The sequence below is a fragment of the Burkholderia cepacia ATCC 25416 genome, assembly GCF_001411495.1.
Taxonomy (GTDB): Bacteria; Pseudomonadota; Gammaproteobacteria; order Burkholderiales; family Burkholderiaceae; genus Burkholderia; species Burkholderia cepacia.
On record NZ_CP012981.1, the window covers coordinates 1,414,060 to 1,437,717 of the forward strand.

The following is a 23,658-nucleotide window of genomic DNA, read 5'->3' on the forward strand; positions in this document are numbered from 1 at the left end:
GCGCGTTCCGGCGACCGTTGCGCAACCGGCGTACGATCGGCCGAACAGCAGATTGTTCAAGCGTGCCGGCGCGCGGCACAATAGCGGAAATACTGGGCGGAGTGACGAATGAAGTTCATTGACGAAGCACGAATCGAAGTCATCGCCGGCGACGGAGGCGATGGCAGTGCGTCGATGCGCCGCGAGAAATTCGTCCCGTTCGGCGGGCCGGACGGCGGCGACGGCGGTCGGGGCGGTAGCGTGTACGCGATCGCCGACCGCAACATCAACACGCTGATCGACTACCGTTACGCGAAGAAGCATCTGGCGCGCAACGGCGAAAACGGGCGAGGCTCAGATTGCTACGGCAAGGGTGGCGACGACGTCACGCTGCGCATGCCGGTCGGCACGATCATCAGCGACATGGATACCGGCGAGTTGATCGCCGACCTGACCGAGCACGACCAGCAGGTGATGCTTGCGCAGGGCGGTGCCGGCGGGCTCGGCAACCTGCATTTCAAGTCGAGCACGAACCGCGCGCCGCGCCAGAAGACGGACGGTAAGCCGGGCGAGCGTCGCATGCTGAAGCTCGAGCTGAAGGTGCTCGCCGATGTCGGCCTGCTCGGCATGCCGAACGCAGGCAAGTCGACGTTCATCTCGTCGGTGTCGAATGCGCGGCCGAAGATCGCCGACTACCCGTTCACGACGCTTGCGCCGAATCTCGGCGTGGTGCGGGTCGGTCCGAGCAAGAGCTTCGTGATCGCCGACATCCCGGGGCTGATCGAGGGTGCCGCCGAAGGCGCGGGCCTCGGCCATCAGTTCCTGCGCCACCTGCAGCGCACCGGCGTGCTGCTGCATCTGGTCGATCTCGCGCCGTTCGACGAAAGCGTCGATCCGGTTGCCGAAGCGACGGCGATCGTCGGCGAGCTGCGCAAATACGACGAGGCGCTCTACGAGAAGCCGCGCTGGCTCGTGCTCAACAAGCTCGACATGGTGCCGGAAGACGTGCGCAAGGCGCGCGTCGCGGATTTCCTCGAGCGCTTCGAGTGGGACGGCCCGGTGTTCGAGATTTCGGCACTGACGGGCCAGGGCTGTGAAGCACTGTGCTACGCGATCTACGACTACCTCTCCGAACATTCGGACGCGCATCGCGCGGCGGAGGCGGAAGATCTCGCGGCGGACGTGCGTTTCCGCGACGCGCCGCCTGCGAAGGGCGAGGCCGCGCCGGGCGACGACGCCTGAGTGGTTCCGGAGCGCGCCGGGCGTGCCGCCCGGCGTCGGCGCTCAATCGCGCCCGGCCGGGCAGGCATCAGATACAGGAGACAGTGCAGGATGCGTTCGATCATCGCGGATTCGAAGCGATTGGTGGTGAAGGTGGGCTCCAGCCTCGTGACCAACGACGGCAAGGGGCTCGATCATGCTGCAATCGGCCGCTGGGCGGCCCAGATCGCCGCGCTGCGCGCCCAGGGCAAGGAAGTCGTGCTCGTCAGCTCGGGCGCGATTGCCGAAGGGATGCAGCGGCTCGGCTGGAGCAAGCGGCCGCGGGAAATCGACGAGTTGCAGGCGGCGGCCGCGGTCGGCCAGATGGGGCTTGCGCAGGTCTACGAGAGCCGTTTCACCGAGCACGACATCCGCACCGCGCAGATCCTGCTGACGCATGCCGACCTGGCGGACCGCGAGCGCTACCTGAATGCGCGATCGACGCTGCTGACGCTGTTGCGGCTCGGCGTCGTGCCGATCATCAACGAGAACGACACGGTCGTCACCGATGAAATCAAGTTCGGCGACAACGACACGCTCGGCGCGCTCGTTGCAAACCTGATCGAAGGCGATGCGCTGATCATCCTGACCGACCAGTCGGGGCTGTTTACGGCCGATCCGCGCAAGGATCCGAACGCGACGCTCGTCGCGGAAGCGAATGCGGGCGCGCCGGAACTCGAGGCGATGGCGGGCGGTGCGGGCTCGAGCCTTGGCCGCGGCGGGATGCTGACGAAGATCCTCGCGGCGAAGCGCGCGGCGCACAGCGGTGCAAATACGGTGATCGCGAGCGGCCGGGAGTCCGACGTGCTCGTGCGTCTGGCGGCCGGCGAGGCGATCGGCACGCAACTGATCGCACGTACCGCGCGGATGGCGGCGCGCAAGCAGTGGATGGCCGATCACCTGCAGGTGCGCGGCCATGTCGTGATCGATGCGGGCGCGGTCGAGAAACTGACGGCCGGCGGCAAGAGCCTGCTGCCGATCGGCGTGATCGACGTACAGGGTGCGTTCGCGCGCGGCGAAGTCATCGCGTGTGTCGGCCCCGACGGGCGCGAAGTGGCGCGAGGGCTCACGAACTACAGCAGCGCGGAGACGAAACTGATTCACCGCAAGCCGAGCGGCGAGATCGAATCCGTGCTCGGCTACATGCTGGAGCCCGAACTGATCCATCGCGACAATCTGGTGCTGGTGTGATCATTCGCCTTGCCGGTTCAGGCCGTCAAATGAAAAAGCCCGCGTGATGCGGGCTTTTTCATGCAGCGGGGCAGAAAGGGCGGCGGGCGCCGCGCGCCATCAGCGCAACTGGCTCATCGCGGTACGGTGAAACCGGATGTTCTCCAGGATCTGCCGGGTCGAGCCTTGCGGCATCTTGTTCGCGCAGAAGTAATCCTGATACAGCGCCGAGTGGTAGGCATTCAGCTCGCCGTTCTCGATGCGCTGCCAATCGTTCTCGACCGTGCGATCCCAGCCGTCGTGGTCCGAATTCAGACCGGCATACTGGCGCCATTCGTAGGTGTCGCAGCGGATGCCCTCGTAGTTCACGTTGCGCGCGCCGGCCGGGCTCGTGACGACGACCGCGTAGCGCACGACGCCGTCGGTGCCGACCGCGAGCGACTTCGCGTCGACGAAGAACTTGAGCGGCGTGTTCTGCGAGACGTTGAACGGCAGCAGGTCGCTCGCCTGCGGCAGCGGCGGCAGCGAGTCGACCGTGTTTTCCTTCCAGGTTCCCTGGCGGTCCAGCAGATACACGAACTCGCTGTCATCCTTGTTGGTCGGCGTCTTCGAATTCGCGCAACCTGCCAGCGTGGCCACCGCGGCAATCGATGCGAGCGCGAGAGCAATCGCTTTCAATATGCATTCCTCGTAAAAAAAGGGCGCGACACCAAGGTCGCGCCCGGTCATGCAGTTCGATTCGTCATTTGCCGACGATCACGCGGGGCGGCATCTCGTCGAGCGTGCTCGCTTCCACTTCGATCTCCGAACAGACTACCGATGCGTCGACAATCGTCAGCGTCTGCTGGGCCTGTGCGCCGATGACGCGCGGATAGCGCGACAGACGCGGCCCACGCGGCTTCTCGGCTCGCTGCGCCGGGCGGCGCAGGAAGCGCGACAGTTCCGTCAGCGCCAACTGATAGACATCCCGCTTGAACTCGATCACCGCATCGAGCGGCACCCAGTACTCGTTCCAGCGCCACGCATCGAACTCCGGGTGGTCGGTCGCGCGCAAGCAAATGTCGCAATCGCGTCCGACCATCCGCAGCAGGAACCAGATCTGCTTCTGGCCGCGGTAATGACCGCGTACTTCGCGTTTGATGAACTTGTCAGGCACCTCATAACGCAACCAGTCGCGAGTGCGGCCGATTATCTTGACGTGTTCCGGATGCAGGCCCGTTTCCTCGTGCAGTTCCCGGTACATCGCCTGCATGGGGGTCTCGCCGTACTTGATCCCACCTTGAGGAAACTGCCAGGAATGCTCGCGGAGCCGCTTGCCCCAAAACACCTCGTTGCGCGCGTTCAAGAGGATGATGCCGACGTTCGGGCGAAAGCCTTCACGATCCAGCATACAACCACCTTCGAATCCTTTAAAATTGCTTTGATTATAAACAGATAACGGGCGCTGCGCACCGTAGCGGAGCGAATCCGCGCGGGGTACACCGGCTGAATTGTCCCTGATTAGTCTGCTACGTCGTCTGCGCCATCGTCGTCCATTGCTGTTCGCCGCGCGCAGCTTTTTCACCTTGAAACTTTTTCGGGCGCCCCGCCTGGGGGCGCCGTTTTTGGAACCGTCCGCATGAAAGCTTCCCGTTTCTTTATCGGCACCCTGAAAGAAGCACCCGCCGACGCAGAGATCGTCAGCCACAAGCTGATGGTGCGCGCCGGCATGATCCGTCGCGTCGCCGGCGGTATCTATAACTACCTGCCAGTCGGCCTGCGTTCGATTCGCAAGGTCGAGGCGATCGTGCGCGAGGAAATGAACCGGGCGGGCGCCATCGAGCTGCTGATGCCGGCCGTGCAACCAGCCGAACTGTGGCAGGAGTCGGGCCGCTGGGAACAGTACGGCCCCGAGCTGCTGCGCTTCAAGGACCGCAAGGACAACGACTTCGTGATCGGGCCGACGCACGAGGAAGTCATCACCGACATCGCGCGCAACCAGATCAAGAGTTACCGGCAGATGCCGGTGAACTTCTACCAGATCCAGACGAAGTTCCGCGACGAGATCCGTCCGCGCTTCGGCGTGATGCGCGGCCGCGAATTCATCATGAAGGACGCGTACTCGTTCGACAAGGATGCGGCCGGCCTGAACGAGTCGTATCGCAAGATGTACGACGCGTACGTGCGCATCTTCACGCGCCTCGGCCTCGAGTTCCGTGCGGTCGCGGCCGACAGCGGCTCGATCGGCGGCAACTTCTCGCACGAATTCCACGTGATCGCCGACACCGGTGAGGACGCGATCGCGTACTGCCCGACGTCCGAGTTCGCGGCGAACGTCGAAGCGGCCGAAGCGCTGCCGCTGAGCGCCGAACGCGCGGCGCCGGCCGAGGCGATGGCGAAGGTCGCGACGCCGGGCAAGGCGAAATGCGAAGCCGTCGCCGAACTGCTGGCCATCCCGCTCGAGCGCACGATCAAGTCGATCGTGCTCGCGACCGACAACGAAGGCGCCGAGCCGACCATCTGGCTCGTGATGCTGCGCGGCGACCACGACCTGAACGAGATCAAGGTGTCGAAGCTGCCGGGCCTGAAGAACCACCGCTTCGCGACCGAGCAGGAAATCGTCGAGTGGTTCGGCACGCCGCCGGGCTATCTCGGCCCGGTCGGCACCAAGAAGCCGGTGAAGGTGATCGCCGATCGCACGGTCGCGAACATGAGCGACTTCGTCGTCGGCGCGAACGAGGTCGACTATCACATCGCCGGCGTGAACTGGGGCCGCGACCTGCCCGAGCCGGACGTCGCCGACGTGCGCAACGTGAAGAAGGGCGACCCGTCGCCGGACGGCAAGGGCGTGATCGACATCTGCCGCGGCATCGAGGTCGGCCACGTGTTCCAGCTCGGCACCAAGTATTCGGAAGCGATGGGCGCGACGTTCCTCGACGAGTCGGGCAAGCCGCAGCCGATGCTGATGGGCTGCTACGGCGTCGGCGTCACGCGTATTCTCGGCGCGGCGATCGAGCAGAACTTCGACGACCGCGGCATCATCTGGCCCGAATCGATCGCGCCGTTCGAAGTCGTGCTGTGCCCGATGGGCTATGACCGCAGCGACATGGTGCGCGAGACCGCCGACAAGCTGTACGCGGAACTCGCCGCGGCCGGCATCGACGTGATCCTCGACGATCGCGGCGAGCGCCCGGGCGTGATGTTCGCCGACTGGGAGCTGATCGGCGTGCCGCACCGTCTCGTGATCGGCGAGCGCGGCCTGAAGGAAGGCAAGATCGAGTATCAGGGCCGCCGCGACGCCGAAGCGACGCTGCTGCCGGCCGACGCGGCTGCGGCGACGGTCGCGGAGAAGATCCGCGCCGCGCTCGCGCGCTAAGCGCACCGACCGGGGAACGCGGTGGAATACACCTTCCTGTCGGCCACCGTGCTCCTGGTGCTGATCACCGATCCGCTCGGCAACATCCCGCTGTTCATTTCGGCCATGCGGGATGTGCCGCGCGAGCGGCGCGTGAAGCTGATCCTGCGTGAAGTGGGGATCGCGTTCGTGATCCTGCTGTTCTTCATGCTGGTCGGCGACCGCTTCCTGCGGATGATGAGCCTCACCGACCTGTCGTTGCGGCTCGGCGGCGGGATCGTGCTGTTCCTGATCGCGCTGCGGATGATCTTCCCGCATCCGGACGGCGCACTTGGCAACGATCCGCGCGCGGGCGGCGAGCCGTTCATCGTGCCGCTCGCGATTCCGGCGCTCGCCGGGCCGTCGGCGCTTGCGACGGTGATGCTGCTGACGTCGCAGGGGCCCGGCAAGATGCTCGAGTGGGTCGGCGCGCTGACGGTCACGATGATCGTCTGCGCGGTGACGCTGGTGCTGGCCGAGCGGATCCAGCAATGGATCGGCGAACGGACCGTCGCGGCGTTCGAGCGGTTGATGGGCCTCGTGCTCGTCGCGATTTCGGTCGAGATGATGCTGGGCGGCATCCGCGCATTCGTGCACCAGCTGTAGGCGGGGTGGCGCGTGCCCACAAAAAAGCGGCGCTCCGGGAAACCGGAGCGCCGCTTCCTATTTATATAGTGCGGAGCGGGGCGCTCAGACGTTCGTGGTCAGCGCACGGATCGTCGGCAGGTTGCGCCAGTAGCCCTTCGCATCCATCCCGCAGCCGAACACGTAGCGATCCGGCACCGCGAAGCCGCAGAAGTCGGGGTGCAGCGGCTTCGCCTTCGCGAGCGTCTTCTCGCACAGCACGGCCGACATGAAGCGCTTCGCGCCCATGTCGAGGATGCGGTCGCGGATCGCGGCCATCGTCTCGCCTTCGTCGAGGATGTCGTCGAGCACGAGCACGATCCGGTCCTTCACCGATTCGCGCGGCGCGACGCGCCAGTGCATTTCCGGGCTGCCCTGCGTCGTGTTGCGGTAGCGGGTCAGGTGGATGTAGTCGAATTCGAGCGGGAAATCGAGATGCGGCAGCAGCATCCCGGTAAACACCGCGGCGCCGCCCATCACCGAGAGAACGAGCGGGAACGCATCGCCGATCTCGGCGCGGATCGCGTCGGCCATCCGGGAGATCGACGCATTGACGGCGTCGGCCGAGACGATCTCTTCGGAGTGGTTGAAAATGTGGAGGGCTTCTTCGCGGTTCATGTGTTCTGGCGGGCAGTCGGTATACAAATAAGAATGAAGCAGAACGGACGGCGCGCGCTACAGCAAAAACCCGCGCGCCGGCCGATGGGCGGAATCAGCGCATGCCGGGCATCATGCCCTTCAGGCCGCGCATCATCTTCTGCATGTTGCCGCCCTTCAGCTTCTTCATCATCGTACGCATCTGGTCGTACTGGTTCAGCATCCGGTTGACTTCCTGCACCGGCACACCCGCGCCGGCTGCAATGCGGCGCTTGCGCGTCGCCTTGATGATCTCGGGTTTCGCGCGCTCGGCGGGCGTCATCGAGCTGATGATGCCTTCCATCCGGCGGATCGACTTCTCGGCCTGACCCATGTCGGCGCCGGCCGCCGCCTGCTGGAACTGCGCCGGAAGTTTATCCATCAGCGACGACAGGCCGCCCATGTTCTTCATCTGCGAGATCTGCGCGCGGAAATCGTTCAGGTCGAAGTCGCCGCCTTTCTTGACCTTGTCGGCGAGCTTCTGCGCGGCCTGTACGTCGACGCCGCGCTGCGCCTCCTCGACGAGGGCGAGGATGTCGCCCATGCCGAGGATCCGGTTTGCCATCCGGTCGGGGTGGAATACCTCGAGACCGTCGAGCTTCTCGGCCACGCCGACGAACTTGATCGGCTTGCCCGTGACGTGACGTACCGACAGCGCGGCGCCGCCGCGCGAATCGCCGTCGAGCTTGGTCAGCACGACGCCGGTGAGCGGCAGCGTGTCGTTGAATGCCTTCGCGGTGTTGACCGCGTCCTGGCCGAGCATCGCGTCGACCACGAACAGCGTTTCGGCCGGCTTCAGCGTGCCGTGCAGCGCGGCGATTTCCTGCATCATCGCCTCGTCGATACCGAGGCGGCCGGCCGTATCGACGATCAGCACGTCATGGTAGTGGCGCTTCGCCCAGTCGACGGCCGCGACCGCGATGTCGACGGGCTTCTGGTCCGGCGTGGACGGGAAGAAGTCGGCGCCGACCTGTTCGCTCACCGTTTTCAGCTGCATGATTGCGGCCGGGCGATACACGTCGCACGACACGGTCAGCACCTTCTTCTTGTACTTCTCGCGCAACAGCTTCGCGAGCTTGCCGGCGGTCGTGGTCTTGCCCGCACCCTGCAGGCCGGCCATCAGGATCACCGCGGGCGGCGTGACCGCGAGGTTCAGCTCGGCGGCCTTGCCTTCGTAGTCGCCGCCGATCACGGCGGTCAGTTCCTTCTGGACCACGCCGACGAGCGCCTGACCCGGCGACAGGCTGCTGATCACTTCTTCGCCGAGCGCCTTTTCCTTGACCTTGGCGATGAATTCGCGGACGACCGGCAGCGAAACGTCGGCCTCCAGCAGCGCGAGACGCACCTCGCGGAGCATCTCCTGCGTGTTCGCCTCGGTAAGCCGGGCCTCGCCGCGCAGCGTCTTGACGACGCGCGCCATCCGTTGAGTGAGATTGTCGAGCATGGGGAGCGATGGACAGTGGGGCCCGAAGGCGCGGCGGAACCGAACAAAGGGAGCCGTCGCGGGAAGGGGGCCTAGTGTAAACTTCGAACATGGATATTGTACTGTATGCCCTCACCGCATTCCTGTACGGCGGCCTTGCCGTCGCAGGCTGGCGCACGCACCGCCAGGGCGCGACGCCGCTCGTCGCGAGCGTGCCGGCCGTGCCGGTTCCCGCGTCCGCCGCGTCCGGGATGAGCGGGGCCGGCCGCGCGCTGCTGTTCGCCGCGCTCGTCGCGCACGGCGTGCTGCTCCATACGACCATCTTCCCGCACGACGCGATGGTGTTCGGCTTCGCGTTCGCGCTGTCCGCGATGTTCTGGCTCGGCGCCGGCATCTACTGGATCGAGAGTTTCTTCTTCCCGCTCGACAGCCTGCGGCTGCTCGTGCTGCCGCTCGCGTGCGGTGCGTCGCTGCTGCCGCTCGTGTTCGGCGGCGTGCGGGTGCTTCCTTATGCCGCAGCGCCGCTGTTCAAGCTGCACTTCCTGATCGCGAACATCGCGTACGGGCTGTTCGCGATCGCCGCGCTGCACGCGATCCTGATGCTGATGGTCGAGCGGCGCCTGCAGTCGCTGAGGAGCGGCGGACGCGACGGCTCGACGGGCTGGATCGCGAGCTGGCTCGAGACGCTGCCGCCGCTGCTCACGCTCGAGAAGCTGCTGTTCCGCCTGATCGGCGCCGGCTTCGTGCTGCTCACCCTGACGCTCGCGTCGGGCATCCTGTTCAGCGAGCAGGTCGACGCGCGCGCGCTGCGGCTCGACCACAAGACCGTATTCGCGATCCTGTCGTGGCTGATGTTCGGCGGCCTGCTGGTCGCCCGCAAGACGTCAGGCTGGCGTGGCCGCGGTGCCGCGCGCTGGGTGCTCGTGTCGTTCGCCGCGCTGCTGCTCGCGTATGTCGGCAGCCGGTTCGTTTTCGAGGTGCTGCTGCACCGTTCCGTGGTTTGAACGCAGGTTTCCGATGCGACAGATTCTTCTCCTGATCCTTCTCTTCTTCGCGGGTTCGTGGCTCGCGCGCAAGCTGCGCCAGGCGCAGGAGCACGCGCAGGCGCGCACCGGCCGCGGCGCCGGTTACGACGGCGCGCCCGGCACCGGCGGCCCCGGAGCTGCGCGGCCGAACGGCGACGCCGCTCGCTCGCTGCCCGAGCCGATGGTGCGCTGCGCCGAATGCGGCGTGCATGCGCCGAAGGGCGATGCCGTCGTCGCGGGCGGCGAATACTTCTGCAGCACCGAGCACGCGCAGCGCCACGGCGCACGCGCGAGCGGCCACGACGCCCGATGAACGACGCAGCACGACTGTCGGTCGACGCACACGGCTGGGTGCGCGAAGCGCGCCACGCGCCGTCGCCGAATTACGAGGTGCGGCCCGCGGGCGCGGTGCCGACGCTCGTCGTCGTCCACAACATCAGCTTGCCGCCCGGCGAGTTCGGCGGCGACGCGATCGAGGCGCTGTTCCTGAATCGCCTCGACTGCGATGCGCACCCCTATTACCAGAGCCACCTGCGCGGCGTGCGCGTGTCCGCGCATTTCCTGATCCGCCGCAGCGGCGAACTCGTGCAGTTCGTGTCGTGCGACGAGCGCGCGTGGCACGCGGGCTCGTCCGAATTCTTCGGCCGGCCGCGCTGCAACGACTTCTCGATCGGCATCGAGCTCGAGGGCGCGGACGACGTGCCGTTCGACGACGCGCAGTACGCGACGCTCGCCGCACTCTCCCGCGCGCTCGCCGCACGCTACCCGGTCGACGCATTCGCGGGGCACTCGGACGTCGCGCCGGGCCGCAAGACCGACCCGGGCCCGCATTTCGATTGGCAACGCTTCGCGAGCGATGCCGGGTTTTCCGCCGAATACTTTCCTTTCCGTCAGCACTGATCGCGGGGTTTTTTGACCGGAGAAAGTTTTTTCTCCGACCAATGCCTTGTCGTGTCTGCGCGTGAGCGATGTCAAGACCTCCATCGTAAATTATCCGTTTGGACGTCCTCCGAATGTCCACTATACTTGGTGCCAGTTGAGCGGTTCTGCACTAGATATAGTGTGTGTCGCAGGGGAAACCCGAGCGGCACCGGCCGGCGGCCAACGCCGGCGGACAGGGTTCTCAGGGCGGCGCGTCAGGCCGGGCGGTCCGGGCGTCGCGATCAGCGCAGCGAACTTCGACGGGGCAGGGTATACATGACGAAGCACACGACCGGCTCGGTTGTCGCGCATCGACCGAACCGGCTTCCCCGGCGCATCGCTCGCCTCTTACCGCTCGCGCACCGCGTTGCGCAGCGTTCGTTTTAATCCGCGGTTCTCTCCGCACCATCCAACACCAGGAGCTTTGCACATGCAAACCACCGACAACGCGACGTCCCAGTACGAGAGCGCCTCGAGCCGTCCGCTCGGCGGGACCGAACAGGGCGCGAAGGCGCTCGCGCCGCAGGCCACGTTCGCCGACTACAAGGTGATCCGCCGCAACGGCAGCGTCGTATCGTTCGAACCTTCGAAGATCGCGATCGCGGTGACCAAGGCTTTCCTGGCCGTCAACGGCGGGCAGGGCGCGGCATCGGCGCGCGTGCGCGAGCAGGTCGAACAGCTGACGCACAACGTCGTGCGCGCGCTCGTGCGCAGCCGCCCGAACGGCGGTACGTTCCATATCGAAGACATCCAGGACCAGGTCGAACTCGCGCTGATGCGCGGCGGCGAGCACAACGTCGCGCGTGCGTACGTGCTGTATCGCGAGAAGCGTCACCTCGAGCGCCAGCATGCGGGCGAGGAAGCGGCGGCAGCGGGCGGCGAGTCGAGCACCGGCATCAACGTCGTCGACAACGGCGTCACGCGTCCGCTTGACCTGAACGCGCTGCGCGCGCTGATCGTGTCGGCATGCGACGGCCTCGGCGCTGCGGTTAACCCTGACCCGATCGTCGCCGAAACGGTGAAGAACCTGTACGACGGCGTGCCGATGAGCCAGGTCTACGACTCGGCGATCCTCGCAGCGCGCACGATGATCGAGAAGGACCCGGCATACAGCCAGGTCACGGCCCGCATCCTGCTGCACACGATCCGTCGCGAGATCCTCGGTGAGGAAGTCGTCCAGGCCGAGATGCCGGCCCGTTACGCGGAATACTTCCCGCAGTTCCTGAAGCGCGGCGTCGACGCCGGCCTGCTCGACGACAAGCTGCTGCAGTTCGACCTGAAGCGCCTCGGCGAAGCCCTCGACGCGAACCGCGACCTGCAGTTCGGCTACCTCGGCCTGCAGACGCTGTACGACCGCTACTTCCTGCACGTCGACGGCACCCGCATCGAAATGCCGCAGGCATTCTTCATGCGCGTCGCGATGGGCCTGTCGCTGAACGAGATCGACCGCGAGACGCGCGCGATCGAGTTCTACAACGTGCTGTCGAGCTTCGACTTCATGAGCTCGACGCCGACGCTGTTCAACTCGGGTACGCACCGCTCGCAGCTGTCGTCGTGCTACCTGACGACGGTCGCGGACGATCTCGACGGCATCTATGAAGCGCTGAAGGAAAACGCACTGCTGTCGAAGTTCGCCGGCGGCCTCGGCAACGACTGGACGCGCGTGCGTGCACTCGGCTCGCATATCAAGGGCACGAACGGCAAGTCGCAAGGCGTGGTCCCGTTCCTGAAGGTCGTGAACGACACGGCCGTTGCGGTGAACCAGGGCGGCAAGCGCAAGGGCGCGGTCTGCGCGTACCTCGAATCGTGGCACCTCGACATCGAGGAATTCCTCGAGCTGCGCAAGAACACCGGCGACGACCGCCGCCGTACGCACGACATGAACACGGCGAACTGGATTCCCGACCTGTTCATGAAGCGCGTGATGGAAGGCGCCGACTGGACGCTGTTCTCGCCGTCGACCTGCCCGGACCTGCACGACAAGTTCGGCGCCGATTTCGAGAAGGCTTACACGGCTTACGAAGAGAAGGTCGCGCGCGGCGAGATCAAGCTGTTCAAGAAGATCCCGGCGCAGCAACTCTGGCGCAAGATGCTCGGCATGCTGTTCGAGACGGGCCACCCGTGGATCACGTTCAAGGATCCGTGCAACGTGCGCTCGCCGCAGCAGCACGTCGGCGTCGTCCACTCGTCGAACCTGTGCACGGAAATCACGCTGAACACGAGCGACACCGAAATCGCGGTGTGCAACCTCGGCTCGGTGAACCTCGTCGCCCACCTGGTGAAGCAGGCCGACGGCAGCTATGCGCTCGACCACGAGAAGCTGAAGCGCACGATCAGCGTCGCGATGCGCATGCTCGACAACGTGATCGACATCAACTACTACGCGGTGCCGAAGGCGCGTAACTCGAACCTGAAGCACCGTCCGGTCGGCATGGGCATCATGGGCTTCCAGGACTGCCTGCACCTGCTGCGCACGCCGTACGCGTCGGAAGCGGCGGTCGAGTTCGCCGATCGTTCGATGGAAGCGGTCTGCTACTACGCGTACTACGCGTCGACCGAGCTGGCCGAAGAGCGCGGCCGCTACTCGAGCTACCGCGGCTCGCTGTGGGATCGCGGCATCCTCCCGCAGGACACGCTGAAGCTGCTGACGGAAGCGCGCGGCGGCTACGTCGAGGTCGACACGTCGGAGTCGCTCGACTGGACGTCGCTGCGTTCGCGGATCGCCGCACACGGCATGCGCAACTCGAACTGCGTCGCGATCGCGCCGACGGCGACGATCTCGAACATCATCGGCGTGTCGGCCTGTATCGAGCCGACCTTCCAGAACCTGTACGTGAAGTCGAACCTGTCGGGCGAATTCACGGTGGTCAACGAGTACCTCGTCCGCGACCTGAAGGAACGCGGCCTGTGGGACGAAGTGATGGTCGCCGACCTGAAGTACTTCGACGGCATGCTGTCGCGCATCGACCGCATCCCGGCCGACCTGCGCGCGATCTACGCGACCGCGTTCGAAGTCGACCCGACGTGGCTGGTCGAAGCGGCATCGCGTCGCCAGAAGTGGATCGACCAGGCGCAGTCGCTGAACATCTACATGGGCGGCGCGTCGGGCAAGAAGCTCGACGAGGTCTACAAGCTCGCATGGTTGCGCGGCCTGAAGACGACCTACTACCTCCGCACGATGGCGGCGACGCACGTCGAGAAATCGACGGTCGCGCACGGCGCACTGAACGCAGTGCCGACGAGCGGCGGCTCGAGCAGCGGCGGCGCGCAAGGCGCAGCGGGCGGCTTTGGTGCGGCGGGCGGCGATGCGTCGTCGGGCGCGGTCAACGCAGCGCCGGCGCTCGCGCCGGTCGAGGCGGATGGTCCGGTGTGCACGATGCGTCCGGGCGATCCTGGCTTCGACGAATGCGAAGCGTGCCAGTAACGCAGTGCGCCTGACCTGAGAAGCAGGCAAGGGCGGCGCACACGACGACCGATCGAGGTTGAAGTGTGCGCCGCTCTCAACTAAAAAAATGATAAGGAATCTGTAACGCGGCACCTGCGTTGCAGGCAGTGACAAGCGATCGAAACATCCCCGACGACGTCGTGTTTCGATCAGCGTTCGATGCGTCGAGCGCACCTCGCGATACACGCGCGACTCACATCGCGCGCTGCATGAATGACGATGCGTTGCTCAAAGTGTTGTATCGAGGTCGCAACGCGAATCGAAAAAAGGATTTTTCGTGAGCGAACCCTTTTATCGCTCAGGAAAAGATGGTACAAACCGTTCTAAATTGATGGTGAGAATTTATGCTCAACTGGGATGACGAGAAGACTGCCGTAACCCCCGCGAGCGGAGCGCAGCAAAACGCAATGCGCACCTCCGCCGGGATGGCTGTCGGAATGCAGGCTGCAACGCCTGCCGCCCATCAGGTCCGTGACATTTTCGAAGGCGATCTTGCGGTGCCGCCGCAAGCATCGGCTGTTCCCGCCGGCGGTTCGGAAGCGCGGGTCAATGTCGCCGACAAGCGCATCATCAACGGCCAGACTGACGTGAATCAGCTGGTGCCGTTCAAGTACAAGTGGGCGTGGGAAAAGTATCTGGCGGGTTGCGCGAACCACTGGATGCCGCAGGAAATCAACATGTCCCGCGACATCGCACTGTGGAAGGACCCGAACGGTCTGACCGAGGACGAGCGCCGCATCGTGAAGCGCAACCTCGGCTTCTTCGTGACGGCCGATTCGCTCGCGGCGAACAACATCGTGCTCGGCACGTACCGCCACATCACGGCGCCCGAGTGCCGGCAGTTCCTGCTGCGCCAGGCGTTCGAGGAAGCGATCCACACGCACGCGTACCAATACATTGTCGAATCGCTCGGTCTCGACGAAGGCGAGATCTTCAACGCGTACCACGAGGTCACGTCGATCCGCGCGAAGGACGAATTCCTGATCCCGTTCATCCACACGCTGACGGATCCGGCCTTCAAGACCGGCACGCTCGAAGCGGACCAGAAGCTGCTGAAGTCGCTGATCGTGTTCGCCTGCATCATGGAAGGCCTGTTCTTCTATGTCGGGTTCACGCAGATCCTTGCGCTCGGCCGCCAGAACAAGATGACGGGTGCTGCAGAGCAATATCAGTACATCCTGCGCGACGAGTCGATGCACTGCAATTTCGGCATCGACCTGATCAACCAGATCAAGCTCGAGAACCCGCATCTCTGGACCGCGGAATTCCGCGCCGAGATCCGCGAGCTGTTCAAGCAGGCTGTCGAACTCGAATACCGCTACGCCGAAGACACGATGCCGCGCGGCGTGCTGGGTTTGAACGCGTCGATGTTCAAGAGCTACCTGCGCTTCATCAGCAACCGCCGTTGCCAGCAGATCGGCCTCGATCCGCTGTACCCGAACGAGGAAAACCCGTTCCCGTGGATGAGCGAGATGATCGACCTGAAGAAGGAACGCAACTTCTTCGAGACGCGTGTGATCGAGTATCAGACGGGCGGTGCGCTGTCCTGGGAATAACCCGCAGCAGCGAACCCGTCACATGATGTGAGCAGCCGGTGGCCTCTCGGCCCCGGCCCAAGGTTTAGGAGCAAGAACGCCTGATGCAAAGCATGCCCGGTGCCTTAACGGCCCAACGACACGACAGGCACTTTGCGAACCCTTCAGTGGGATGGGCAAACTTCCCTCCGGAAAAAGCGGACGGCCGTGTGGCGGTCCGCTTGATCAAGCGATTAGGGGTAGCGGCGCGAGGTGCGCCGGCTACCGACTTGATTTGGCGCGCGAGGCCGGGTGGTCACGCGCGCCATACCGTATTCATTAGCGTAAGCGCGTGGTATCCGCGTACGCCGATGAATAGCCCGCTTCGAAGCGCACGTCCTGAACAGCGTCCGCGGGAAGCGGGTTTTGACGAAGGGTGTAGTTTGAACTGACTCTCATCTGAACCTGAAGGAGAACAACATGGCTACCGCCAAGAAGAAACCGGCTGCTAAGAAAGTTGCTGCCAAGAAGACCGTTGCGAAGAAGGCTGCTGCTCCGGCGAAGAAGGCTGCTGCAGTGAAGAAGGTTGCTGCGAAGAAGGTCGCGGTGAAGAAGGTTGCCGCGAAGAAGGCAGCACCGGCGAAGAAGGCCGCAGCGAAGAAGGTTGCAGCCAAGAAGGTCGCGGTGAAGAAGGTTGCTGCGAAGAAGGCAGCACCGGCGAAGAAGGCCGCAGCGAAGAAGGTTGCAGCCAAGAAAGTCGCAGTGAAGAAGGTTGCTGCGAAGAAGGCCGCACCGGCGAAGAAGGCTGCTGCGAAGAAGGCCGCACCGGCGAAGAAGGCTGCTGCGAAGAAGGCCGCGCCTGCTAAGAAGGCTGCTGCCAAGAAGGCCGCGCCTGCGAAGAAGGCTGCCGCGAAGAAGGCTGCGCCTGCTGCGAAGAAGGCTGCCGCTGCTCCTGCGAAGAAGGCCGCTGCTCCGGCGAAGAAGGCTGCTGCACCGGCCAAGAAGGCTGCAGCTCCGAAGAAGGCCGTCGTGAAGAAGGCTGCGCCGGCAACGACCGCGTCGACAGCATCGGTTGCGCCGGCATCGGGCGTGAAGACCGCGCTCAACCCGGCAGCGGCATGGCCGTTCCCGACCGGCAGCCGTCCGTAATCGAGGCTGACCCGTACCACCCGGACACTCACATGGTGTCCGTGGGTTGAGTAGCGCTACTCAATCAGTCCCGCCATCTGGCTCAGGTGGCGGGATTTTTTTCGTCCGTGTTGTCGATGTGCCTGGGAGCCTGTATGCCGGCTGCCCGTATGCGGGCCGCGGCGAGTACGGACGAAAAAAAACGCATGTGCAGCTTCGCACATGCGTTCGACCGCGGCTTGCGCCGCGAGCTGAGGTACCTGTTAGTGCGTGACGCGCGTGACGCCGCCGCTCGACAGCAGTCGCACCCGTTCGCCGGCGCGGAACGCTTCGCCGCTTGCTGCCTGCGTGATCGAGCGCAGATCGCCGTTGTCGAGGCGCACGGTGATTTCGACACCGTTCGCCGTGCTGAGGTTTTCGCCGACCGCGTTGCCCGCGACCGCACCGACGAGACCGCCCGCGATCGCGGTCAGGATCGATCCCTTGCCGCCGCCGATCGCGCTGCCTGCCACCGCACCGAGTGCGCCGCCGCCGAGCGTGCCGATCGCACTGCCGCCGCCGTCGGACTGGATGCGCACTGCACGGACGCTTTCGACCGTGCCCATGCGAACCGTCTGTTCGCGCTGCGCCTGGCCGACGCTATAGACATCCGCCGAGCCCGGCGCGGTGAAGCAACCGGTGAGCGTCAGCGAGGCCGTCAGCATGGCCGCGAGCGTGAGGGTCTTTTTCGTCAACATCTTTGCTCTCCCACAATATTCATTTGAGACTGTAACCGAAGGCAGTCTCGAAGCGCGCGTCGATCTCGGCGCGCGTCAGTACGTAAGTCTGGGGCCCCTGGTGGGCGATCTTGATCGAGCCCATCAGGCTCGCGAGGCGGCCCGTGGTTGCCCAGTCGAGGCCATGCTCGATGCCGTACAGCAGGCCGCCCCGGAAGGCGTCGCCGCAGCCGGTCGGATCGGCGACGTGCTCGGCCGGTACGACCGGAATCTGCTCCGCACCCTGCTTGTGGCGGATGGTCGCGCCGTGCTCGCCACGCGTAATGACGAGGGCGTCGACCCGGCTGGCGATTTCATCTTCGGACCATCCCGTCTTGTCGCTCACCAGCTTGGCCTCGTAGTCGTTGACCGCTACATAGGTCGCAAGTTCAATGCTGCGGCGCAGCGTCGCACTGTCGAACAGCGGCAGGCCCTGGCCCGGATCGAACACGAACGGCACACCGGCCTTGGCGAGCTCTTCCACGTGCTGCACCATCCCGTCGAAGCCGTCAGGGCCGACGATCGCGAGCGTGATGTCCGGCGCGTCGCCCGCGTGGTTCAGGTGCGACTGCATCATCGCGCCCGGGTGGAACGCCGCGATCTGGTTGTTGTCGAGATCGGTCGTGATCATCGCCTGCGCCGTATAGGTATCGGGCAGCACGCGAACGTGGTCGCGGCGCAGGCCGAGCTGGTCGAGCCGGTCGAGATACGGCTGCGCGTCGAGCGCGCCCACCGTTCCCATCATGCGTGCATCGCCGCCGAGCAGGTGCAGCGCGTACGCGATGTTGCCCGCGCAGCCGCCGAATTCGCGGCGCATCGTCGGCACCAGGAAGCTCAGGTTGATGAGGTGCACCTGGTCGGGCAGGATGTGCTCGCGGAACCGCCCTTCGAAGGTCATGATGGAGTCGTAGGCGATCGAGCCGCAAATCAACGTAGCCAAGGTGTGCGTTCCTGTAGAAATGAGGGACCCTGCGCGACAACGCCGCGCGAAAGGCGCGGCGCGGCAGGGGAAAGCGGAAGAAAGCTTACTTCAGTGCGGCGAGCGCTGCATCGTAGTTCGGCTCGTCCTTGATTTCGCTGACGAGTTCCGAGTGGATCACCTTGTCCTGCGCGTCGAGCACGACGACCGCACGGGCGGTCAGGCCGTTCAGCGGGCCGCTCGTCACGTCGACGCCGTACGCGTTCGCGAATGCGCGGCCGGTGCGGAACGTCGAAGCCGTCACGACGTTCTCGAGGCCTTCGGTCGTGCAGAAGCGCGTCGCGGCGAACGGCAGGTCGGCCGACACGACGACGACAACCGTGTTGTCGAGCGACGATGCGGCTTCGTTGAACTTGCGGGTCGACGTCGCGCAGGTCGGCGTGTCGAGGCTCGGTACGATGTTCAGCACCTTGCGCTTGCCGGCGAAGCTGGCGAGCGACAGGTCGGCGAGATCCTTGCCGACCAGCTTGAAATCGGCGCCTTGCGCGCCGACGGCCGGGAACGTGCCGGCGAGATCGATCGGGTTGCCACCCAGCGTAACTTTGCTCATGTTCGTGCTCCGAATGAGCGCGCCGCTCGGGCGCGCGGGTTGAGACGGGCGCGCATGCGCGCGCCGCGGTGCGTCACGGATAGAAGATCTGGACGCGGAAATTCGAGGCGGGCGTGCCGTTCGTTTCGAGGCGGACGACCATCGTCTGCGTCGTGCCGGGCGGCAACCCGGCGTCGATCGGCGTGCCCGGGCGCACGTAGTCGCGCGGCGCGAGTACGCGGCGCACGGTCACGTGGTTGGCGTCGTCCAGCAGCGTCAGTTCGAGCGACGGGTAGGCGAGCGCGACGCGGTAGCGGTTCGTCAGCGGTACCTTCAGCTCGAGCTCGCGCGGGCCGTCGAGCTGGCGCAGGTCGGTCGCGTCGAGCCGCAGGCCGTCGATCGCGCGCGGCGGCGCGACCGTGCAGCCGAGCGGCGCACAGGCCTGCCGGAACCAGCCCTGCGTGACCGGCCAGTGGATCATCAGCGTTTCGCGTTGCCACCACGCGAGTTGCGCGACGAGCAGCACGGCCAGCACGGCGGCGACGAGGCCGCCGAAAAAGCCGCCGAGCATTCCGCGCCGCTGCGGGGCGCGCGTCTCGCGCGTGACGGCGAAGTGAGGACGATCGTCGTCGGTCAGCGCAGCGGGGAACGGTGCGGCCGGCGCGCTGGCGGCCGCGGCTGGTTTCTCTTCGTGCGGTGCCTTTGCGCCGGTACCGGTGTCGGGTTCGGATCCGGCCGCGGCGAAGGCCGGTGCCGGTGCGAATGCAAAACGCGGTTCGCGCGGTGCGCGTTCGTCGTCCGGCACGGCGAAGTGCGCGGTGCCGACGGGTTCGGCGGCATCGTGAGCGGTATCTGCGTCCGACGGACGGTGTGCGACGAAGCGTGGCTCACGCGGGTCGCGCTCGACGGGCGCGGCCGATGGTTCGGTATCCCGCGGCGTTTGCGTCTGCAGCGATTCGGCTGGTTGCGCGACGGCAGCGAAAGTGCCCAGCTCGGCCGGGGAGGGGGCGAACGGCGCGGGCGCACCCGACAAGTGAACGACGCCGGAGTCGGTGGACGGAAGGGCGAGCGGAATCAGCGGCTCGGTGCGCACGGTCTGCACGTTGTGTTGCAGCGACGGGTCGACGCCGGCGTCGAGCCACGGCGCCCACATGTCCCAGCCTTCCGGCTTGTAATCGGTGTCGGAAGATGCCCCGGCCGGCGCATCGGTAGTGAACAGCCGGGCCGGCGGGGCCGGATGGCGCGCGTTGCCTTCGTCCGGCGCGGCAGCCGGTTCGGTCAGGGCCGGCTCGGGCTGTTGCGCGTGCTCGGGAACGAGCGACTCGGATGCGTTGAAGACTTCGTGGCAATGCCCGCAGCGCACGAGCCCTTGATGCAGCGAGAGCTGTTCCTGCTGCAGCCGGAAGACGGTTTCGCAATGAGGGCAGCGCGTCGCAAGAAGCATGTCGAGCCGGGCGGCCTGCTGGCCAGAGTGAAGGACAGCGCTATTCTAATGGCTTTCGCGCCGGGTTCCGGCGAGGCATACCCAACCTTCGTGTTCACGCCAGACCGAGATGTCGACGTAGCGCGCGTAGACGGCCGCGACTTCGTCCGCCTGGCGCGCGAGCACGCCCGACAGCGCGATGCGCCCGCCCGGCTTGACCTTCGATGCGAGCATCGACGCCATCAGCTTCAGCGGATTCGACAGGATGTTCGCGACGACGATGTCGAATTCGCCGTCCGGGCACGCATCGGGCAGCCCGTACGTGACTTCCGCACGGTTGCGTTCGCTGTTCTGCCGTGCCGATTCGACGGCTTGCGGATCGATGTCGATGCCGATGACGGGGTTCGCCCCGCATTTCTTCGCGAGGATCGCGAGAATGCCCGAGCCGCAACCGTAGTCGAGCACCGATTGGCCGGGTTTCACCGACTGCTCGAGCCATTCCATGCACAGGCGGGTGGTCGGATGGCTGCCGGTGCCGAACGCGAGGCCCGGATCGAGTTCGAGGACGAGCGCATCGGGATCGGGCGCATCGTGCCACGACGGCACGACCCAGATCCGCTCGCCGATCGGGATCGGCTCGAACTGCGATTGCGTGAGTCGCACCCAGTCCTGTTCCTCGACTTCGCGGACGACGAACGTCGGCGTTTCAGCGATGCCGATCTCGTTGGCAGCCGCGGCGAGCAGCACGGCCGGCTCATGCTCGGCCGCGAGCAGCGCGACCACGCGCGAGTGCTGCCACGCGGTGCGGTCGGGCACGAGGCCCGGCTCGCCGAAGAGCGGCTGTTCGTCGGGCGTGTCGGCGTCGGCGTCTTCCACGGACACCGACAGCGCGCCGAGTTCGAGCAGCGCGTCGGACAGTGCCTCCGCGTGCTCACGGGCCAGTTCGACGACGAGTTCGCGATAGCTCATGCTTACGCTTCTTCCGGTGCGACCTGCTGCTTCTGGGCGAGCCGGTTTTCGAGGTAGTGGATGCTGGTGCCGCCTTCGACGAACTTCGAATCGATCATCAGCTCGCGGTGCAGCGGGATGTTGGTCTGGATGCCTTCGACGACCATTTCGGACAGCGCGATGCGCATCCGGCTGATCGCCTGCTCGCGCGTCGCGCCGTAGGTGATCAGCTTGCCGATCATCGAATCATAGTTCGGCGGCACGAAATAGCCATTGTATGCGTGCGAATCGACGCGCACGCCGGGGCCGCCCGGCGTATGCCACGACGTGATCCGGCCCGGCGACGGCGTGAACTTGAACGGATCTTCGGCGTTGATCCGGCACTCGATCGCATGTCCGCGGAACTGGATGTCGCGCTGGCGCAGCGTGAGCTTCTCGCCGGCCGCGATGCGGATCTGTTCCTGCACGATGTCGACGCCCGTGATCAGCTCCGAAACCGGATGCTCGACCTGCACGCGCGTGTTCATCTCGATGAAGTAGAACTCGCCGTTTTCGTACAGGAATTCGAACGTGCCCGCGCCGAGATAGCCCATCTTCTTGCAGGCGTCCGCGCAGCGGTCGCCGATGCGGTCGATCAGGCGGCGCGGAATGCCGGGCGCCGGCGCTTCCTCGATCACCTTCTGGTGGCGGCGCTGCATCGAGCAATCGCGTTCGCCGAGCCAGATCGCGTTCTTGTACGCGTCGGACAGCACCTGGATTTCGATGTGGCGCGGGTTCTCGAGGAACTTCTCCATGTACACCTGCGGGTTGCCGAACGCACGGCCGGCTTCCTCGCGGGTCATGTTGACCGCGTTGACGAGCGCGGCCTCGGTGTGCACGACGCGCATCCCGCGCCCGCCACCGCCGCCCGCCGCCTTGATGATGACCGGATAGCCGATCGCGCGCGCAATCTTGACGATCTCTTTCGGATCGTCCGGCAACGCGCCTTCCGAGCCCGGCACGCACGGCACGCCGGTCTTGATCATCGTCTGCTTCGCGGTGACCTTGTCACCCATCATGCGGATCGTTTCCGGGCGCGGGCCGATGAACGTGAAGCCCGACTGCTCGACGCGTTCCGCGAAATCGGCGTTCTCCGACAGGAAGCCGTAGCCGGGGTGGATCGCTTCGGCGTCGGTGACTTCCGCGGCGCTGATCAGCGCCGGCATGTTCAGGTAGCTCAGGTTCGACGGGGCCGGGCCGATACAGACGGCTTCGTCCGCGAGGCGCACGTACTTGGCTTCCTTGTCGGCTTCCGAGTAGACGACCACCGTCTTGACGCCGAGCTCGCGGCACGCACGCTGGATGCGCAGCGCGATTTCACCGCGGTTGGCAATGAGGATTTTTTCAAACATAGCGAGTATTCGTCTCTTCGAGGGGCGCGCGAACGGCGCCTGGCGAGCATCGGCGGAGCGCGGCCCGCAGGCCGCGCGGCGGACTTAGCCGATCACGAAAAGCGGCTGGCCGTATTCGACGGCCTGGCCGTTCTCGACGAGGATTTCCTTGATCACGCCGGCCTTGTCCGACTCGATCTCGTTGAGCAGCTTCATCGCTTCGATGATGCAGATCGTCTGGCCTTCCTTGACCGTGTCGCCCACCTGGACGAACGGGTCCGCGCCCGGCGACGGCGCGCGATAGAACGTGCCGACCATCGGCGACGTCACGACGTGGCCCTGCGGGGCAGCCGGTGCGGCAGCGCCGCCAGCGGCCGGCGCGGCAGCGCCTTCGGTCGGCAGCGCGACCGACGGAGCGGGCGCGCTAACTTGCGGGGCATACCCAGCCGTCGGCTGCACGTAGACCGGCGGCGCGTTCTTGACGATGCGCACCTTGCCTTCGCCTTCCGTCACTTCCAGCTCGGAGATGCCGGATTCGGAAACGAGGTCGATCAGAGTTTTCAGCTTACGAAGATCCATCGGGAATTCCCCTTTCAATACGTGAAAGCGCCGGTTAAGGGCCGGCGCTGAATCTAGATCGCGAATTCAGCCGCGCGACGTGCCTTGCAGCTTGTCCAGCGCGTACTCGAGCGCGTACAGATAACCTTTCCAGCCGAGCCCGCAGATCACGCCTTCGGCCTGGTCGGAAAAGTAGGAGTGGTGCCTGAACGCTTCGCGGCGATGCACGTTCGACAGGTGAACCTCGACGAACGGGATGCCAACGCCGGCGATCGCGTCCCGGATCGCGACGCTCGTGTGCGTATACGCGGCCGGATTGATCAGGATGAAATCGGTCTGTTCCTCCCGCGCGGCCTGGATGCGGTCGACCAGCGCGCCTTCATGGTTGCTCTGGAACGACGACAGTTCGGCGCCGGCTTCCCGGGCGCGCGCGGCAAGCGCCTGATCGATCTGTGCGAGCGTGACGCGGCCGTACACCTCCGGTTCCCGGGTGCCGAGAAGGTTCAGGTTGGGGCCGTGCAGCACCAGCAATCGTGTCATGGTCGCTTCTATTTCTGCGGAATTGCGCGAACTTTAGCGCTATTTAGAGAAATTTGTC

The 23,658-nt window shown here is 65.5% G+C and carries 23 protein-coding genes; 11 read left to right on the top strand and 12 right to left on the bottom strand.

Annotation, left to right across the window (positions count from 1 at the left end; translation table 11 throughout):
• Window positions 1-108: 108 nt before the first annotated feature.
• Both obgE and proB read left to right on the top strand, forming a co-directional pair.
• Window positions 109-1,221 carry a GTPase ObgE gene (gene obgE, locus APZ15_RS06485; protein WP_027788437.1) on the top strand — a complete coding sequence of 371 codons (1,113 nt, stop codon included), beginning with the start codon at window positions 109-111 and terminating at the stop codon, window positions 1,219-1,221.
• 90 nt (window positions 1,222-1,311) lie between these two features.
• A complete protein-coding gene (gene proB / locus APZ15_RS06490; protein ID WP_027788436.1) occupies window positions 1,312-2,430 on the top strand; it encodes a glutamate 5-kinase in 1,119 nt (372 codons plus the stop codon).
• A gap of 99 nt (window positions 2,431-2,529) precedes the next feature.
• On the opposite strand, the gene APZ15_RS06495 is transcribed toward proB, so the two are convergent.
• Both APZ15_RS06495 and APZ15_RS06500 read right to left on the bottom strand, forming a co-directional pair.
• Window positions 2,530-3,138, bottom strand: a complete 609-nt coding sequence (locus APZ15_RS06495) for a CNP1-like family protein (protein ID WP_034195819.1) — start codon at window positions 3,136-3,138, stop codon at window positions 2,530-2,532.
• 13 nt (window positions 3,139-3,151) lie between these two features.
• Entirely contained in the window at window positions 3,152-3,799 is a 648-nt protein-coding gene (locus tag APZ15_RS06500) for an RNA pyrophosphohydrolase (RefSeq protein ID WP_027788434.1), read from the bottom strand.
• A 228-nt stretch (window positions 3,800-4,027) separates the two neighbouring features.
• Between APZ15_RS06500 and APZ15_RS06505 the strand changes: the two genes are divergently transcribed.
• Complete coding sequence (locus APZ15_RS06505) at window positions 4,028-5,764, top strand: proline--tRNA ligase (RefSeq protein ID WP_027788433.1); 1,737 nt, start codon at window positions 4,028-4,030, stop codon at window positions 5,762-5,764.
• A gap of 21 nt (window positions 5,765-5,785) precedes the next feature.
• The gene (locus tag APZ15_RS06510; RefSeq protein ID WP_009688453.1) at window positions 5,786-6,388 is read left to right on the top strand and encodes a MarC family protein; all 603 of its coding nucleotides are present in this window, start codon (window positions 5,786-5,788) and stop codon (window positions 6,386-6,388) included.
• 84 nt (window positions 6,389-6,472) lie between these two features.
• Here APZ15_RS06510 and APZ15_RS06515 read toward each other — a convergent pair whose 3' ends face one another.
• Entirely contained in the window at window positions 6,473-7,024 is a 552-nt protein-coding gene (locus APZ15_RS06515) for a hypoxanthine-guanine phosphoribosyltransferase (protein ID WP_021159891.1), read from the bottom strand.
• A gap of 94 nt (window positions 7,025-7,118) precedes the next feature.
• Complete coding sequence (gene ffh / locus APZ15_RS06520) at window positions 7,119-8,486, bottom strand: signal recognition particle protein (protein ID WP_021159890.1); 1,368 nt, start codon at window positions 8,484-8,486, stop codon at window positions 7,119-7,121.
• 89 nt (window positions 8,487-8,575) lie between these two features.
• On the opposite strand from ffh, the gene APZ15_RS06525 reads away from it, so the two are divergent.
• The 7 genes from APZ15_RS06525 to APZ15_RS38860 all read left to right on the top strand — a co-directional run bounded on the left by APZ15_RS06525 (window position 8,576) and on the right by APZ15_RS38860 (window position 16,519).
• Window positions 8,576-9,469: a cytochrome C assembly family protein gene (locus APZ15_RS06525; RefSeq protein WP_027788432.1), complete on the top strand. Its 894-nt coding sequence runs from the start codon at window positions 8,576-8,578 to the stop codon at window positions 9,467-9,469.
• A 13-nt stretch (window positions 9,470-9,482) separates the two neighbouring features.
• Window positions 9,483-9,803, top strand: a complete 321-nt coding sequence (locus APZ15_RS06530) for a PP0621 family protein (RefSeq protein ID WP_027788431.1) — start codon at window positions 9,483-9,485, stop codon at window positions 9,801-9,803.
• Window positions 9,800-10,390 carry a 1,6-anhydro-N-acetylmuramyl-L-alanine amidase AmpD gene (ampD, locus tag APZ15_RS06535; RefSeq protein WP_021161899.1) on the top strand — a complete coding sequence of 197 codons (591 nt, stop codon included), beginning with the start codon at window positions 9,800-9,802 and terminating at the stop codon, window positions 10,388-10,390. Before APZ15_RS06530 ends, ampD begins: the two co-directional genes overlap by 4 nt.
• A gap of 451 nt (window positions 10,391-10,841) precedes the next feature.
• Entirely contained in the window at window positions 10,842-13,835 is a 2,994-nt protein-coding gene (locus APZ15_RS06540; RefSeq protein WP_027788430.1) for a ribonucleoside-diphosphate reductase subunit alpha, read from the top strand.
• Between the two features lie 365 nt (window positions 13,836-14,200).
• A complete protein-coding gene (locus APZ15_RS06545) occupies window positions 14,201-15,412 on the top strand; it encodes a ribonucleotide-diphosphate reductase subunit beta (RefSeq protein ID WP_014898151.1) in 1,212 nt (403 codons plus the stop codon).
• Between the two features lie 83 nt (window positions 15,413-15,495).
• Window positions 15,496-15,822 carry a hypothetical protein gene (locus tag APZ15_RS38855; RefSeq protein ID WP_080982133.1) on the top strand — a complete coding sequence of 109 codons (327 nt, stop codon included), beginning with the start codon at window positions 15,496-15,498 and terminating at the stop codon, window positions 15,820-15,822.
• Between the two features lie 28 nt (window positions 15,823-15,850).
• Window positions 15,851-16,519, top strand: coding sequence for a histone H1-like DNA-binding protein (locus tag APZ15_RS38860; RefSeq protein WP_021161894.1), 669 nt, complete (start codon window positions 15,851-15,853; stop codon window positions 16,517-16,519).
• A gap of 242 nt (window positions 16,520-16,761) precedes the next feature.
• On the opposite strand, the gene APZ15_RS06555 is transcribed toward APZ15_RS38860, so the two are convergent.
• The 8 genes from APZ15_RS06555 to aroQ all read right to left on the bottom strand — a co-directional run bounded on the left by APZ15_RS06555 (window position 16,762) and on the right by aroQ (window position 23,600).
• Window positions 16,762-17,235: an outer membrane lipoprotein gene (locus tag APZ15_RS06555; RefSeq protein WP_021161893.1), complete on the bottom strand. Its 474-nt coding sequence runs from the start codon at window positions 17,233-17,235 to the stop codon at window positions 16,762-16,764.
• Between the two features lie 19 nt (window positions 17,236-17,254).
• Window positions 17,255-18,193 carry a carbohydrate kinase family protein gene (locus APZ15_RS06560; protein ID WP_027788428.1) on the bottom strand — a complete coding sequence of 313 codons (939 nt, stop codon included), beginning with the start codon at window positions 18,191-18,193 and terminating at the stop codon, window positions 17,255-17,257.
• 85 nt (window positions 18,194-18,278) lie between these two features.
• A complete protein-coding gene (gene tpx, locus APZ15_RS06565; protein WP_027788427.1) occupies window positions 18,279-18,782 on the bottom strand; it encodes a thiol peroxidase in 504 nt (167 codons plus the stop codon).
• Window positions 18,783-18,855: 73 nt separating this feature from the next.
• Window positions 18,856-20,205 (bottom strand): zinc-ribbon and DUF3426 domain-containing protein, encoded by a 1,350-nt coding sequence (locus tag APZ15_RS06570; protein WP_027788426.1) that lies wholly within the window; start codon window positions 20,203-20,205, stop codon window positions 18,856-18,858.
• A 45-nt stretch (window positions 20,206-20,250) separates the two neighbouring features.
• Entirely contained in the window at window positions 20,251-21,153 is a 903-nt protein-coding gene (gene prmA, locus APZ15_RS06575) for a 50S ribosomal protein L11 methyltransferase (protein WP_021161891.1), read from the bottom strand.
• A gap of 2 nt (window positions 21,154-21,155) precedes the next feature.
• On the bottom strand, window positions 21,156-22,523 hold the full coding sequence (accC, locus tag APZ15_RS06580; RefSeq protein WP_021161890.1) for an acetyl-CoA carboxylase biotin carboxylase subunit: 1,368 nt from the start codon (window positions 22,521-22,523) through the stop codon (window positions 21,156-21,158).
• Between the two features lie 84 nt (window positions 22,524-22,607).
• Complete coding sequence (accB, locus tag APZ15_RS06585; RefSeq protein ID WP_021161889.1) at window positions 22,608-23,081, bottom strand: acetyl-CoA carboxylase biotin carboxyl carrier protein; 474 nt, start codon at window positions 23,079-23,081, stop codon at window positions 22,608-22,610.
• A gap of 66 nt (window positions 23,082-23,147) precedes the next feature.
• Window positions 23,148-23,600 (bottom strand): type II 3-dehydroquinate dehydratase, encoded by a 453-nt coding sequence (gene aroQ / locus APZ15_RS06590; RefSeq protein ID WP_011350880.1) that lies wholly within the window; start codon window positions 23,598-23,600, stop codon window positions 23,148-23,150.
• Between the last annotated feature and the right edge of the window lie 58 nt (window positions 23,601-23,658).